This is a genomic window from Flavobacterium esculini, from assembly GCF_048284325.1.
Lineage (GTDB): Bacteria > Bacteroidota > Bacteroidia > Flavobacteriales > Flavobacteriaceae > Flavobacterium.
Window position 1 is genome coordinate 174483 of the sequence record NZ_JBLVPI010000003.1, and the last position, 15651, is coordinate 190133.

At 35.8% G+C, this 15651-nt stretch carries 8 protein-coding genes; 3 read left to right on the plus strand and 5 right to left on the minus strand.

From position 1 onward, the window contains the following. Window positions 1-467: 467 nt before the first annotated feature. Window positions 468-581: an Arm DNA-binding domain-containing protein gene (locus ACNQGG_RS04100; protein ID WP_417961853.1), complete on the plus strand. Its 114-nt coding sequence runs from the start codon at window positions 468-470 to the stop codon at window positions 579-581. Window positions 582-758: 177 nt separating this feature from the next. Next, a complete protein-coding gene (locus tag ACNQGG_RS04105; RefSeq protein WP_417961765.1) occupies window positions 759-941 on the plus strand; it encodes a hypothetical protein in 183 nt (60 codons plus the stop codon). 37 nt (window positions 942-978) lie between these two features. On the opposite strand, the gene ACNQGG_RS04110 is transcribed toward ACNQGG_RS04105, so the two are convergent. From ACNQGG_RS04110 to ACNQGG_RS04130, 5 genes are all read right to left on the minus strand, one after another. Further along, window positions 979-2751, minus strand: coding sequence for a T9SS type A sorting domain-containing protein (locus tag ACNQGG_RS04110; RefSeq protein ID WP_417961766.1), 1773 nt, complete (start codon window positions 2749-2751; stop codon window positions 979-981). 57 nt (window positions 2752-2808) lie between these two features. Further along, on the minus strand, window positions 2809-4371 hold the full coding sequence (locus tag ACNQGG_RS04115) for an ice-binding family protein (RefSeq protein ID WP_417961767.1): 1563 nt from the start codon (window positions 4369-4371) through the stop codon (window positions 2809-2811). A 374-nt stretch (window positions 4372-4745) separates the two neighbouring features. Next, on the minus strand, window positions 4746-6323 hold the full coding sequence (locus ACNQGG_RS04120; protein WP_417961768.1) for an ice-binding family protein: 1578 nt from the start codon (window positions 6321-6323) through the stop codon (window positions 4746-4748). Window positions 6324-6635: 312 nt separating this feature from the next. After that, window positions 6636-12137, minus strand: a complete 5502-nt coding sequence (locus ACNQGG_RS04125) for a hypothetical protein (RefSeq protein WP_417961769.1) — start codon at window positions 12135-12137, stop codon at window positions 6636-6638. Between the two features lie 36 nt (window positions 12138-12173). After that, on the minus strand, window positions 12174-13151 hold the full coding sequence (locus ACNQGG_RS04130) for a hypothetical protein (protein WP_417961770.1): 978 nt from the start codon (window positions 13149-13151) through the stop codon (window positions 12174-12176). 846 nt (window positions 13152-13997) lie between these two features. On the opposite strand from ACNQGG_RS04130, the gene ligD reads away from it, so the two are divergent. Next, window positions 13998-15542 carry a non-homologous end-joining DNA ligase gene (gene ligD, locus ACNQGG_RS04135; protein WP_417961771.1) on the plus strand — a complete coding sequence of 515 codons (1545 nt, stop codon included), beginning with the start codon at window positions 13998-14000 and terminating at the stop codon, window positions 15540-15542. Window positions 15543-15651: the final 109 nt, after the last annotated feature.

Below are 15651 nucleotides of genomic sequence, written 5' to 3' on the forward strand. Positions count from 1 at the left end.
TTTTTAATATTAAAAAAATAATTTACCTTTGAAAAACCTTTAATTATCACTATCGTTACAGTAATAAGATTACATGATTTTTTACCTATAAATTGTAGGAGTAAAATCAAGCCCCTTGTTTTAAAATAGTTTGCGAAATATCGTAAACACTGACATAAGGAGAGAGAGACAAATCCCTCTTTCTCCGCGGATTGTTAAACAATCTTTATCAAAACCCACTAAATCATACGATTTAGTGGGTTTTTCGCTTTTATCTTATTCCAGATTATTCAAATAATTGCATAACTAAAGTGTCTTTATCGGTGTCTCTAAAAATTGTCATTTTACAGACACCGAATTTATCGAAAAGACTTGTATAGCAAGGTGTTCAGCTAATGAACATCTTGCTATACAAGTCTTAAACAATAAACTTAGTATTAACTTAAAGTCACCACACAATTCAAAACAAAATCTCCATTCTCTATTACATCAAGAGAACAAAACCCAACTCTAATGGACAAGTTCCAATCTATTCCAGAATTACTGTAGATGGCAAACGATTTGAAATAAGTGCCAATCGTTTTATTGAGCCTAGCAAATAGTCGTCAGAAGCTAATAAAATGAAGGGATAATCAGAGGAAGCACGTTCAATTAATAGTTCCCTTGATATTCTAAAAGGAAAAGTCTATGATGCTCAAAAAGCATTAATTCATAATAACACTCCAGTTAATATTGATGCAATCAAAAATAAAGTTGTTGGAGTTGAGCAAAGAGGCAGAATGTTAGTTCCCATTTTCCAAGAGCATAATAACAAAGTAGAAATTCAAATAGGTCAAGAGTTTGCTCCAGGAACTTTGGAGCGTTATAAAACATCCATGAAACATACAATTGAACTCCTACAATGGAAATATTCCGTTTCTGATATCGACATCAAAGATATTGACCATTCTTTCATTACATAATATGAATTCTATCTGAGACCTATCAAAAATAAGAGCATTAGTTTTTTACAATAATTTTTGTTCCTATTTCTGTTTTATCAATTGTAGTCAACTTAACAATATAAATTCCATCACTTAAATTCGACGTCGAAAACACATAAGCCGAATCAGTTCCAAGATGCTTTGTTGAAAAAATTAACTTGCCCGCAACATCATACAACCCATAGAAATCAAGTTCTTTTTGAAAGGGATTACTAACCGTTAAATTCTTTGTAATGTTGTTTTGTTGTATTAAAAAATTTTGGCTTGCCAAATCAGGAAGGCCTAAAACACCATTAGTAAAGGTAATTTCATATTGCGTATTATGAGTTCCGGCTGGCAATGTCAAATCGAAGAAATTATTTTTAATGTCATAATAAATATTAGCGACTTTATCATGTATATAAATAGTGGTAACTTCAGGAAGATTCAAAATTTCCTTCATAGTAATTTTGTAATTGGCTTCAGCTGCATTTTTAAATCCAATTGCTATTTTTTTAGTAAGGTCAAAAGGGAGCACATTTATAACATATTCATCATTGTTCAAAACAAAGTAAATATTTGCAGGTCCATCATTTGGCGAAGCTGAATCCATAGCGTGATCTACGCCGTCTGTGGATAATGCATCAAATGCCAAAACCATTTGACTAATGGGTCCGTTGTTCAATAAAGTATTAAAACGAATTTGTGGAGTAGTATTCGCGTTAGCACTTTTAGTATTGGCTTTTTTTTCAAATTGTGACAAACTGTTCCATCCTTCTTTTACGAAAACACGGTAACTATTTTTCATTTGAACGTCACCAGTGGCGTCTGGATCACCTGCTATCATAAAACCTTGTCCAATAGGCGAATATTTTCTTTGGTACATATTGCCTGGGCTCGTAATCGTTGTGACTTCCGCACCAGATCCATCATAGGAATAGAAGACTGCAGGAAGATAAATATTCATTCCGGAATAAGTGGCATACCCTCCTTTATAATCGGCTATATTATGTGAATCTATCGTTTTATCCTGTTCCCAGAAATAAGCAGTTCCGGTACAATTTTTTTCAGCATTTAAAAACGCTTGCAAATCTATAGACGAAGGATATGGATTTCCGGTTAATGTCCATTCATTGGGCAAAACTTGAATAGTAATAGTTCCATCGTTTGGTTTTCCTCTAAAATCATATCGCTGGCTTTTCCCGTCAAAATTGTTTTGAACTCCATTGACTGTAGTTGTATTTATTCCTGAACAGCCTTTCATAGTAAAACCTTCACCTGCTATTATGGTGGAAGCGAAACCTACATTAATCCAATTAGAATAGGTACTATTGTTTATTAATTTCGAGATCCAATAAGGTGCTATTGCAAATGGGCTAGCGGTGCCATTATAATTATTCATTGCTAGGATTGTTGCCGGTAGTGTTACATCTGTTGTCATAGGAATTCCCAATTGAGTAATTCCAAAAGGATTATTTACGGATGTTGATGTACTTATATCTCCCACTGGAGAACACCAATAATTAAATTGAAATTCATTTACAGTACCTTCCTGAAAAACAGATAAAGCACCTACTCCTTTATTAGTCCCTAATCCACTGGTACCTTGCAAGAACTGGCTGTGATTCCTCAAATAAAAATTACTGCTAGCAGCACTTAGCTCTAATCCCTGTTTTACATAAACAACCTCGTTGTTTACAAAAATATTTGTGTCAGCACCAACAAATACCTGAGCAGTTGAGTAAGTCTGAAATAAGACCCCTAGAATAAACAAGAATGACCTATTAAGAATTTGTGAGTTTATAATCATATGGATTAAGTGATATTATATAAATTTCCTTTTCTAAATCTAAAATTGAAAATATTATTATCGTACACTTACTAATGTTAATATTTTATTTGTCAAAGTTATCGTGCCTAGGTCTACTTTCCATCTAATATCAATTGCTTGACCAGCTGCGACAGTAGCCATAGCATGCAGTGAAATGTCCACAGTGTTCACATTCAATGTTCTTGTTCTACTTGAGTTAGCAACTAAAACTCCATTTTGATAGACGCTAAAAGTTGCCAATGCATTATTGTTAATTCCAGGTAGATTTACGGTACCATTCACGGTAGCAGTTCCAAATCCTGTTATACTACCATTATTAGTGCCTATATCTCCCGTAATATTTGAAGCTCCCGCATTGGTTATGCTTCCATTAGAAGTAAATATTGCAAAACTCGATATTGCACCTAGGTCGATATAAGGGCTCGAGGGTGGTATAGTTATAGTTGAAACATCAATACCTATTGCCCCTAAATTGGTTAGCATTCTTCCGTCAAGATTGGAGGAAGCACCCATCGTAACCGCTCCACTATGAGAAAGAAGCGTCCCTTTCATTGTATTTGATGCACCCAAACCTATGGCTCCTTCGGCTATCCAAAACACATTAGAAGAAGTTGCTCCGTTTATTAAATTGATCGAAGTGCTTGCTGTAGTTGTAAATGCTGCTCCAAACCTGAAAATAAAAACTGCATTTGGATCATTCCCACCATCTAGAGTAATCGCTCCAGATGCGGAACCTGCTGCCGCAATAGTATATACTCCTGCCGTAAGGGTTTCATTTGCAAATGCGGCTGCATGAGTGGTATTAGTGGCCGCTTTCCCCATAAGGGTATTATAAGTAGTCAACAAATTTACAGCTCCTGATTCCGTCTTGTTGCCAGAGGCAATTGCATATTGACTATTAAACGTAACCGCATAAATTCCGGCTCCTGGAATTAAAGTCATTCCGTCGGCCACTATATCAGTTGTTGAACTAGTTGATATACTCGATGCAGAATTAACAGAACTATATCTGTCTAAATTAGCTAACACAAAGGCCGTAGTTGCCAGTTGTGTTGTATTTGTTCCATTGGCAGCTGTAGGTGCTGTCGGCACTCCAGCAAAAGTGGGAGATGTGGAAAAAACGGAATTTCCTGTCCCTGTTTCGTCTGTTAGCGAATTTAATATTTGTGTGGATGTTATGCTTTCTGTTGCTGTCCCGTACAGGGTTCCTGTTGGTGGCAATGTAACACCGGTTGAAGCCGTTGTAGTTATTGTGGTTGCATATGCCCCTGATAAAGTTAGTGTTGAGGCATTATTATTGGCAATTCCTGTCCCACCATTTGCAGGTAAAACAATATCGGTTAGAAAATGCTTCCAACCAGCATTATAAAAATTAAAATTAGACGTGGTGGTGTTGTACATAAGAAGTCCATTTGCAGGAGAACCAATTGCATCTCTTTCCGTTGTGGATAATCTAGGTAAAAGAACTCCTTTATCGTTTGAATAAACATCTAAAACTGACGAGATGTCAGGGGTTATTGTTCCTATTCCTACTTGAGCACTTACTATTCGCGAAATCATCAAGAAAGAGATGAGTAAAAAAGAGGTGATATTTTTCATTTACTTTTTCATTTGTTATTATTATATTATTATTCTACTGACCACTACCAATAATAGAATTAACAATGAAATCTTTTATGTTTCAATGACTTAAGTTCTTTATTCTGCAAATGTGGTGTTATTTAATGGTTAAACGCTTGTTTAAAATAATAAAGAAATTGTTTAATGCCACCTACAACAATGTTTTATTTATTTTAACTCTTAATTTAATGCAGTCAGTGGCTCTTTCTCCAAATTTTTCATTGGGATATAAATAACGACTAAAAAATATTTTGCATTTTTTTCTTACAAATTAAATATTTATTATGCGTTATTTGAAATGTATCGCGACTTAAATTATAATAAGCGATAATCTAAACTAGTGTATTAAAAAATCATTGAACCTTAATTAAGGTTAATATTCTATTTTTTAAAGTTACTGTTCCCATATTTATTTTCCATCTAATATCAATAGCTTGACCAGCGATGACATTTGCTATTGCCTGTAATGATATATCCACGATATTTAAATTAAACATTCTTGTCCTGATTGAGTCCGCAATTAAAACTCCATTTTGATAAACACTAAATGAAGCTGTTGAATTGTAAATAATTCCCGAAAAATTTATAGTGCCATTCACTGTAGCTGACTGAAATCCTGTTACCGCACCAGCTATTGCTGCCGTATCCCCTGTAATATACGAATGCCCTGTGTTACCTATATCTCCATTAGAACTAAAAATGGCAAAACTGGATAGTATCCCCAAATCGAGATAAGAACAGGAGGTTGGTATACTTATAATTGAGTTATCAACCCCTATTGCTCCAAGATTAGTAAACAATCTACCTTCAAGATTGGATGAAGCTCCTAGTGCGACTGCTCCACTATGAGCCAGAAGCATTCCTTTCATTGTTGTTGAAGTACCTATACCTATGGCTCCTTCCACTACCCAAAACACATTACAAGAAGATGCCCCATTTTTTAAAATAACTGTAGTCCCGGCAGTTGTGCTAAATGCTCCTCCAATTCTAAAAATAAATACTGCATTTGGATCTCCGGCAGCATCCAAAGTAAGAGTACCTGCTGCTGTACCTGCTCCAGCTATAGTGTATACTCCTGCCGTGAGAGTCTCTCCGTTTCCAAACACGGATGCATGTGAGGTATTAGTAGCTGCTTTCGCTATCAGTACATCATAGGCAGTATTTAAATCTATGACACTTTGTTGTGTTTTATCAACAGAGTCGATTGTATATTGACTATTAAACGTTACCACATAAATTCCAGCTCCTGGAGTCAAAGTCATTCCGTCGGCCACTATATCTGTTGTTGAAGTAGTTGATATACTTGATGAACCATTAATAGAACTATATCTATTTGGATTATTAGCCAATACAAAAGCGGTAGTTGCTACTTGCGATGTGTTAGTACCATTGGCAGCTGTAGGTGCTGTTGGCACTCCTACAAAAGTGGGGGATGTAGAAAAAACGGAACTTCCTGACCCCGTTTCGTCTGTAAGCGAATTTAATATCTGTGCGGATGTCATGCTTTCTGCCTCAGTTCCATATAGAATTCCCGTTGTTGGCAATGTCACTTCGGTTATGCCCGATGTCGTTATCGTGGTTGGATATGCCCCTGTTAAAGTTAGAGTGGAGTCATTATTATTGATGATACCTGTCCCTCCATTTACAGGAAGAATAAAACCAGTTAGAAAATCTTTCCAACCCACATTATAAAAATTAAAAATCGATGTTGTGGTATTATAAATTAGAAGTCCAACTGCCGGGGACCTAATAGCATCTCTTTGGACAGTAGTCATTCTGGGAACAAGCAGTCCTTGTGAGTTCGTGCTTAAATCCAATATTGAGGAGGAATCAGGATTTATAGTTCCGATTCCAACTTGCGCACATGTGATTTGTGAAAATACAAATAAGGTGACAATTAAAAAAAAAGCGATATTTTTCATTTTATTCATTTGTTATTATTCTACTGACCATTACCAATAATAGAATTAACAATGAAATCTTTTATGTTTCAATAACATAAGCTCAGTATGTTGCAAACCTTGTGTTATTTAATTATTAATCAATAGTTTATAAACCAATGAACTTAAATTAATCCGTTTGGCATAGTCTAAATGGCGCTTTTTAGCTTAATTTTCTTAAAAAAATTGGTTTTATGTTGAATTGAAAAATCACGCAAATTTATAATACCCAATTGTTAAAAAGAGAATACATTTTTAGGCATTCTCTTTCTTAATTTCTAAATTACATTTATGCGAAATAAATTAATTCACCTTAATAAGAGTTAATATTCTATTTCCAATAGACGATGTTCCTAAATTAGTTTTCCATCGAACAGTAATCGTTTCTCCTGCTAAAACAGTTTCAATTGCTTGTAAAGAAATAATAGATGATTCATCATTAGTTGAAATTGTTCTACTTGAATTTGGTGTCTGTGAATTATTTTTATAAATACTAAAAGTAGTTGAAGCATTACTTACGACAACATTGGAATTATTAGTATTTGAATTACCAAAAATATAACTGCCAGCAATGTATATAGAACCTTTAATGGCAGCAGTGGATGTGGTATCAAATCCAGTGATAGCTCCAACGTTTGTTCCAATATCACCAATTATATAGGAAACACCTGTATTTGAAACAGCGCCACTATTGGAGAACATTACGAAATCAGACAATATTCCAAAGTCAATAAATGAACTTCCCGAAGGAATTTTAGCAGATCCTGGCCCAAAAGAAACAGCTCCAGCAAAAGAGAACATTCTTCCTTCAAGAATACCACCATCAGCCATAGAAACTGCACCATCGTGCGCAATAAGAGTTCCTTTCATTGTAGTTGAAGCTGCTAATGAAATAGCACCATTTACTACCCAAAACACATTATTGGCAGAAGCTCCGTTGACCAAAATAATTTCAGCACCAGCTCCCGAAGTTAGTGCGCCTCCACTAAAAAAGATAAATTTAGCATTAGGATCATTTTGTGCATCCAAGGTAAATTTTCCTGAAATAGATGTCGCAGCGGCTAAATTATAAACCCCAGGTAAAAGTATTTCTCCATTGCCTAAGATTCCATCATGTGTTGCGGTAATTGAATAAGCCATCAATTGATTATATACATCCAATAAATCAATTACGCCTTGAGCAGTACTTACAAATTTAGTTGAATTTGAGGTGTCACTTGAATTACTAATTGAAGTAGTCTTGCATTCCGTATTAAAAGTCACTTGATAAGTTCCGGCTGGCGGTGATAGTGTCATTCCTAAAATTTCAGTATCTGAATTTAAAGTAATGCTGATGTCTCCCGAGTTATTTACAGAAAAATAATTAACTGACCCTCCTTGGACACCTTGAGGTCCAACTGCTCCAGTATCTCCTTTAACTCCAGTTTCACCCATTAATCCTTGAATTCCTTGGTTACCATTGCTACCATCGGCACCATCCAATCCTGTGTTTCCTTTTGCTCCTTGCGGTCCAGTTGTCCCTTCGATTCCAGTCATTCCGGTTTCTCCTGTTGTTCCAGTGTCTCCCTTGGTTCCTTGCAATCCAGTTTCTCCCTGAATTCCGGCTATTCCTTGGATTCCGTTTACTCCAGAATCACCTTTTGCTCCTTGCAATCCAGTTTCTCCTTGGATTCCGGCTATTCCCTGAATTCCCTGAATTCCGTTTGATCCTGTTGCACCTTTCAACGAAGCTATAAAATCAATTTCTGATCCGGTATGTGTCAATGACCAAACTTCATAAGCCGATTTTCCATCAACTCCATTGGTTCCCGCTGTTCCAATTTCTCCTTTTATCCCTTGAATTCCCGTTAATCCAGAATCCCCTTTTGTTCCTTGCAATCCAGTTAATCCATCGATTCCAGCTATTCCTTGGATTCCATTCATTCCTGTTGCTCCGGTATCTCCTGTTGCACCTTTCAACGAAGCTATAAAATCAGTTTCCGTTCCGGTATGTGTTAATGACCAAACTTCAAAAGATGATTTTCCGTCAACTCCATTCGTTCCCACTATTCCGGTTTCTCCTTTTAATCCTTGAATTCCTGTGTCACCTTTTGTTCCTTCAACTCCAGCTATTCCTTGGATTCCATTCAATCCTGTTGCTCCGGTATCTCCTGTTGCACCTTTCAAAAAAGCTATAAAATCAGTTTCAGTTCCCGTAGTATTTGTAATTTTCCAAACTTCATAAGCCGATTTTCCGTCAACTCCATTCGTTCCTGTTATTCCTGTGTCTCCTTTTAATCCTTGAATTCCAGTTGATCCAGAATCCCCTTTTATTCCTTCAACTCCAGCTATTCCTTGGATTCCTGTTGCTCCGGTATCTCCTGTTGCACCTTTCAACGAAGCTATAAAATCAGTTTCCGTTCCGGTATGTGTTAACAACCAAACTTCAAAAGATGATTTTCCGTCAACTCCATTCGTTCCCACTGTTCCTGTATCTCCTTTTAATCCTTGAATTCCAGTTGATCCAGAATCCCCTTTTGCTCCTTGCAATCCAGTTAATCCATCGATTCCAGCTATTCCTTGGATTCCATTCAATCCTGTTACTCCGATATCTCCTTTTATTCCTTTTAAAGAAACTATAAAATCTGATTCCGTTCCGGTATGTGTTAACAACCAAACTTCAAAAGATGATTTTCCGTCAACTCCATTCGTTCCCACTGTTCCAGTTTCTCCTTTTAATCCTTGAATTCCAGTTGATCCAGAATCCCCTTTTGTTCCTTCAACTCCAGCTATTCCTTGGATTCCTGTTATTCCTGTTGCTCCGGTATCTCCTGTTGCACCTTTTAAGAAAGCTATAAAATCAGATTCCGTTCTGGTATGTGTTAATGACCAAACTTCAAAAGCTGATTTTCCGTCAACTCCATTCGTTCCCACTGTTCCTGTGTCTCCTTTTAATCCTTGAATTCCAGTTGATCCAGAATCCCCTTTTGCTCCTTGCAATCCAGTTAATCCAGTTAATCCATCGATTCCATTCAATCCTGTTACTCCGATATCTCCTTTTGCACCTTTTAAGAAAGCTATAAAATCTGATTCAGTTCCGGTATGTGTCAATGACCAAACTTCAAAAGCTGATTTTCCGTCAACTCCATTCGTTCCCACTGTCCCAGTTTCTCCTTTTAATCCTTGAATTCCAGTTGATCCAGAATCCCCTTTTATTCCTTCAACTCCAGCTATTCCTTGGATTCCTGTTGCTCCGGTATCTCCTTTTATTCCTTTTAAAGAAGCTACAAAATCAGATTCCGTTCCTGTATGTGTCAATGACCAAACTTCATAAGCCGATTTTCCATCAACTCCATTGGTTCCCGCTGTTCCTGTGTCTCCTTTTAATCCTTGAATTCCAGTTATTCCTTGGATTCCAGTTGATCCAGAATCCCCTTTTGTTCCTTCAACTCCAGCTATTCCTTGGATTCCTGTTGCTCCGGTATCTCCTGTTGCACCTTTCAACGAAGCTATAAAATTAGTTTCCGTTCCGGTATGTGTTAGTGACCAAACTTCATAAGCCGATTTTCCGTCAACTCCATTCGTTCCCACTGTTCCTGTGTCTCCTTTTAATCCTTGAATTCCAGTTGATCCAGAATCCCCTTTTGCTCCTTGCAATCCAGTTAAGCCATCGATTCCAGCTATTCCTTGGATTCCATTCAATCCTGTTACTCCGATATCTCCTTTTATTCCTTTTAAAGAAACTATAAAATCTGATTCCGTTCCGGTATGTGTCAATGACCAAACTTCAAAAGCTGATTTTCCGTCAACTCCATTCGTTCCCACTGTTCCAGTTTCTCCTTTTAATCCTTGAATTCCAGTTGATCCAGAATCCCCTTTTGTTCCTTCAACTCCAGCTATTCCTTGGATTCCTCTTATTCCTGTTGCTCCGGTATCTCCTGTTGCACCTTTTAAAGAAGCTATAAAATCAGTTTCTGATCCGGTATGTGTTAGTGACCAAACTTCATAAGCCGATTTTCCGTCAACTCCATTGGTTCCCGCTGTTCCCGCTGTTCCTGTGTCTCCTTTTAATCCTTCAACTCCAGCTATTCCTTGGATTCCTGTTATTCCTGTTGCTCCTTTTAAGAAAGCTATAAAATCTGATTCCGTTCCGGTATGTGTTAATGACCAAACTTCAAAAGCTGATTTTCCGTCAACTCCATTCGTTCCCACTGTTCCTGTGTCTCCTTTTAATCCTTGAATTCCAGTTGATCCAGAATCCCCTTTTGCTCCTTGCAATCCAGTTAAGCCATCGATTCCAGCTATTCCTTGGATTCCATTCAATCCTGTTACTCCGGTATCTCCTGTTGCACCTTTCAAGAAAGCTATAAAATCAGTTTCTGATCCGGTATGTGTTAGTGACCAAACTTCATAAGCCGATTTTCCATCAACTCCATTGGTTCCCGCTGTACCAATTTCTCCTTTTAATCCTTGAATTCCAGTTGATCCAGAATCCCCTTTTATTCCTTCAACTCCAGCTATACCTTGGATTCCATTCAATCCTGTTACTCCGATATCTCCTTTTGCACCTTTTAAGAAAGCTATAAAATCAGATTCCGTTCCGGTATGTGTTGTTAATGACCAAACTTCAAAAGCTGATTTTCCGTCAACTCCATTGGTTCCCGCTGTTCCTGTGTCTCCTTTTAATCCTTGGATTCCAGTTGATCCAGAATCCCCTTTTGTTCCTTCAACTCCAGCTATTCCTTGGATTCCATTCAATCCTGTTGCTCCGATATCTCCTTTTGCACCTTTTAAGAAAGCTATAAAATCAGATTCCGTTCCGGTATGTGTTAATGACCAAACTTCAAAAGCTGATTTTCCGTCAACTCCATTCGTTCCCACTGTTCCTGTGTCTCCTTTTAATCCTTGAATTCCAGTTGATCCAGAATCCCCTTTTGCTCCTTGCAATCCAGTTAATCCAGTTAATCCATCGATTCCATTCAATCCTGTTACTCCGATATCTCCTTTTGCACCTTTTAAGAAAGCTATAAAATCTGATTCCGTTCCGGTATGTGTCAATGACCAAACTTCAAAAGCTGATTTTCCGTCAACTCCATTCGTTCCCACTGTCCCAGTTTCTCCTTTTAATCCTTGAATTCCAGTTGATCCAGAATCCCCTTTTGCTCCTTGCAATCCAGTTAATCCATCGATTCCAGCTATTCCTTGGATTCCATTCAATCCTGTTGCTCCAGTATCTCCTGTTGCACCTTTCAAGAAAGCTATAAAATCAGTTTCAGTACCAGTATAACCTAACGACAACCATAAAGCATAAGCTGATTCACCAGTTGCCCCATCTGAACCAACACTTCCTTTAGCACCATTTAATCCAGTATCTCCTTTTGCCCCCTTTAATGAGATAATAAATTGACTTTCAGACTCTAATGGATTTACTGTTTTCCATATTTCATAAGCAGATTTACCTGGAACACCTGTAAGTCCATCTTTTCCGTTAGCTCCTTCTATACCTCTATCACCTTTCTCTCCTTTGTCTCCATCATTCCCTTTTCCACTGCTACCAATTGCAATCCAACTTGGTTTATTCTTAGTTCCGACATTATTCTCAATGGCATTTACTGTAGTATTGAAAATCATCAAACCGGTAGCTGGACTACTAATTAAGTCTCGTTCTTTTGAACTCATTCTAGGCAACAGAAATCCCTTAGTAGTGGAACTAACATCTAAAACTGAAGAATCATCTGGATTTTTAGTGCCAATTCCTGTTTGTGCATTTAAAATCCCCGAAATAAGTAAAATTGAAAATAATAAGTACTTTTTTATTTTTTTCATTTTTGTTTTATATATAACCATTATTATTTTTACGATTTAGCGAATTCCCATTCTATTAATCAATTTTTTTGTTGCAACTGAAACTCCATTATCTAATTCTATTTTAGCAATATAAACAGCCTCTTCATGAGAAAATTCCATATTGTATTTGTATTCTCCATCTAGTTTTTCAGAAACTATTTTTTTACCGGTTATATCATAAATAGCAATACCAGTAATCCTTGAACTCGATTGAATGATTAATCTACTTTCATTTATAAAAACAGTACATTCACTACTACTAGAATTACGTAAAGTTGGTTTTGATGAACTGCCTAATGAAAAAGCGGAATACAGCGATAGATCAACAATTGTATTTGAACTGATAGACCCCGAAACTAAACTGCTTTTTTCTCCTAAAAGGGAAGATACATCAATCGTTGAAGGTATAGGTACCCATTTGGAACCGTCCCAGCCTACAATTGTTAAACTAGAAATTGAAGATTTTGTTAAAGCGGAAATAGAACTGGAAGATCCCCAACTAAGCGAAAGAGCAGCATTGACTCCAGCACTCTTAATATCCCAGTATTCAACCGAAGATATTGATGAAATTGAAGCGTCTAAAACAGTACTGATTGTGCTTGGTGCTGATCTAAAATAGGCAGCATCGACGCCACCAGAAGTTAAAGGAATGACTTGAATTGGAGCATAAAATCCAGATTGTCCAATAGGTAAAATGAAAGCGGTATCGTTTAGAGTTTGAGCATACCCGTCAATATAATGTATATCACTGGCCCCAATCCATGTGGCACCTTTAGCAAAAGACAATACTCCATAATCTAATTTCGTTCTGCTGGTAATTGTTGAACCTGATCCAAAATCAAAAAGGCCTAATCCAGAATAAACTACACTGTTATCACTAATATATAGATCGCCATTATTTTGAACTTGTGCCTCAAGCGCATTTGATTTACAAAAGATAATAACAAATAATGTATAGAGAAAAAATGACGTTATTTTAGGGTTAACTATCATAAAAAAATCAGGAATGAAGTAAGAATAAAACCTTCCATTAAAGACGAAATTTTTTCGAAATTCATTCGAAAAACAACAATAGAGTATTTTTTCATCATTAATTTTTTATTTAGATTTTTGGCAAACCTATGCTAAAGAATATGGCTTTAACGGAATTAAAAAAACAATCTGTTTAAAAGAGTCTTAAGTACGATTAAGTACGTGTTTTTCCATTTTCAAATTTAATTATCTTCAATTTTTTATTTTATATTTTAAAAATAATTAAAAATAACTCTACCAATTAGACGATTTATTGAAAATAATTTAAAAATCGTTTTACTTTAATGAATTTAAAAAGAGAGACAAAAAACTAGGGTAAACGACAAAAAAATAGAGAGCCGATTTCAAAGTACAATTATGAAAAATTAATTCAATAGATTCCTAATTTAAATATTTTATAATGGAAAATATTTTTAATGCTAAACTAAATCCATTGTGTAGTCCTAATAAATTTCAAAACTTATTGTAGTAAATAAAATAGTATCAATATGATAATTTTAAACCAAAAAGCGAACAATTGTTTAAAAGAAAATAGTATTAAATCCCATAGTCAAGTTCTATCACATCGATAAATCATAAAGATTAATTTATCAACTTATACTAAAATAAAAAAATGTATAAAAATTTGATACAAAATAGTAAGAAATTGATACCCTGAAATTATCCTTAATGCTATATCCTTTTTATTTTTATCTTCAAAAAACAAAACTAATCGTCGAATATTCAACGACATACACACAGTTATTGCTTTATAATTAATAAATTTACATGTTGTTATTTACCTTAGATGCACTAATAAATCCACCCATGACTTTAGATAAATACAATCAGAAACGTGATTTTAATTCTACTGGAGAACCCAAAGGAGAAGCCTCGAAAGAGGCACAAAATGAATTGATTTTTGTCGTACAAAAGCACGCAGCCTCTCATTTGCATTATGATTTCCGTTTAGAACTAAATGGGGTTTTAAAAAGTTGGGCAATCCCGAAGGGCCCCTCCATGAACCCAGCCGACAAACGCCTTGCGATTATGGTAGAGGATCATCCTTTTTCGTACAAGGATTTTGAAGGCACTATTCCAGCAGGAAATTATGGAGCCGGGAATGTGATAGTATGGGATAACGGAACGTATACGTTACCAGAGACACAATCCAAAACAACTCTAAAAAATAAATTAAAAGCAGATTTAGAAAAAGGTTACCTGAGTTTTATCCTGAAAGGAAAAAAATTAAAAGGCGAATTTTCATTGGTGAAGTTAAATAGTGAGCAAGAGAATGCGTGGCTTTTGATTAAAAAAAATGACGCGTATTCCACAGATGCCGATATTTTAAAAAAAGATAAATCTGTTATATCCAATTCAAATTTAGAGGATTTAGCTAAAAATTCAATTGCCGTTAATACTAATCGCAGCGCTCAATTTAGCAAGCCCATGTTAGCCCATACTATTGAAAAGCCATTTGACAAAAAAAATTGGATTTTTGAAATAAAGTATGACGGTTACAGAACCATTGCGGTTATTAATCCGGATCAAGTCAATCTTTTTAGCCGCAACCAGCTCACTTTTAATAAAAACTTCAAGGCAATCGCCGATGAATTAAAAAAAATAAATCATGTTGCGGTACTTGACGGCGAAATTGTAATTGAAGATAAAGCCGGCCGTTCCGATTTTCAATTGTTGCAAAACTATATCAAAACGGGGAAAGGAAACTTAAAATATTATGTTTTCGATATTTTAAATCTGGATGGTAACGACACAACCGGTCTCGGATTAGTACAACGAAAAGAATTAGTTGAAATTTTGTTGCGTAAATTCAAACTATCGAATGTGTTTTATTCACAACATATTCCCGAAAAAGGCGTCTTATTTTATGAACTGGCGACAAAAAAAAATTTGGAAGGCATCATGGCAAAAGAGGCAAATAGTCTGTATAGAGTGGGAAAAAGGAGTAGCGATTGGCTTAAAATAAGATTTTCACAACAGGAAGAAGCAATTGTTATTGGTATAACAGAATCAAAAACGACCCGCAGTTATTTTGGAGCCCTTTTACTGGCTCAATATGATCGCAAAAAATTACGATTTATTGGGAAATGTGGTACCGGTTTCAAAGAAGAAACACTAAAGGAATTGTACAATAAGTTTGAACCTTATTTTACGGAGAAATCACCGTTAGAGGACAAAATACCTGTACGTGATAAAATAAAATGGCTTAAACCAAAATTTGTTTGTCAGGTGAAATTCACTGAATGGACTCAGGATGGTTTTTTGCGGCATCCTGTTTTTCAAGGCTTACGGGTAGATAAAAAAGCGAAAGAAATTACTTTTTCATTAAATGAACCCGTTCGGTTAAATTAATAGAATCCTGAATCACTAAATAAATATAAGATTTAACCACACTTCGACTTTGCCCGGTGCACTTGAAGTATAGAATAAAGAAAAGAATAGACCAATTCTTGATTTCGCA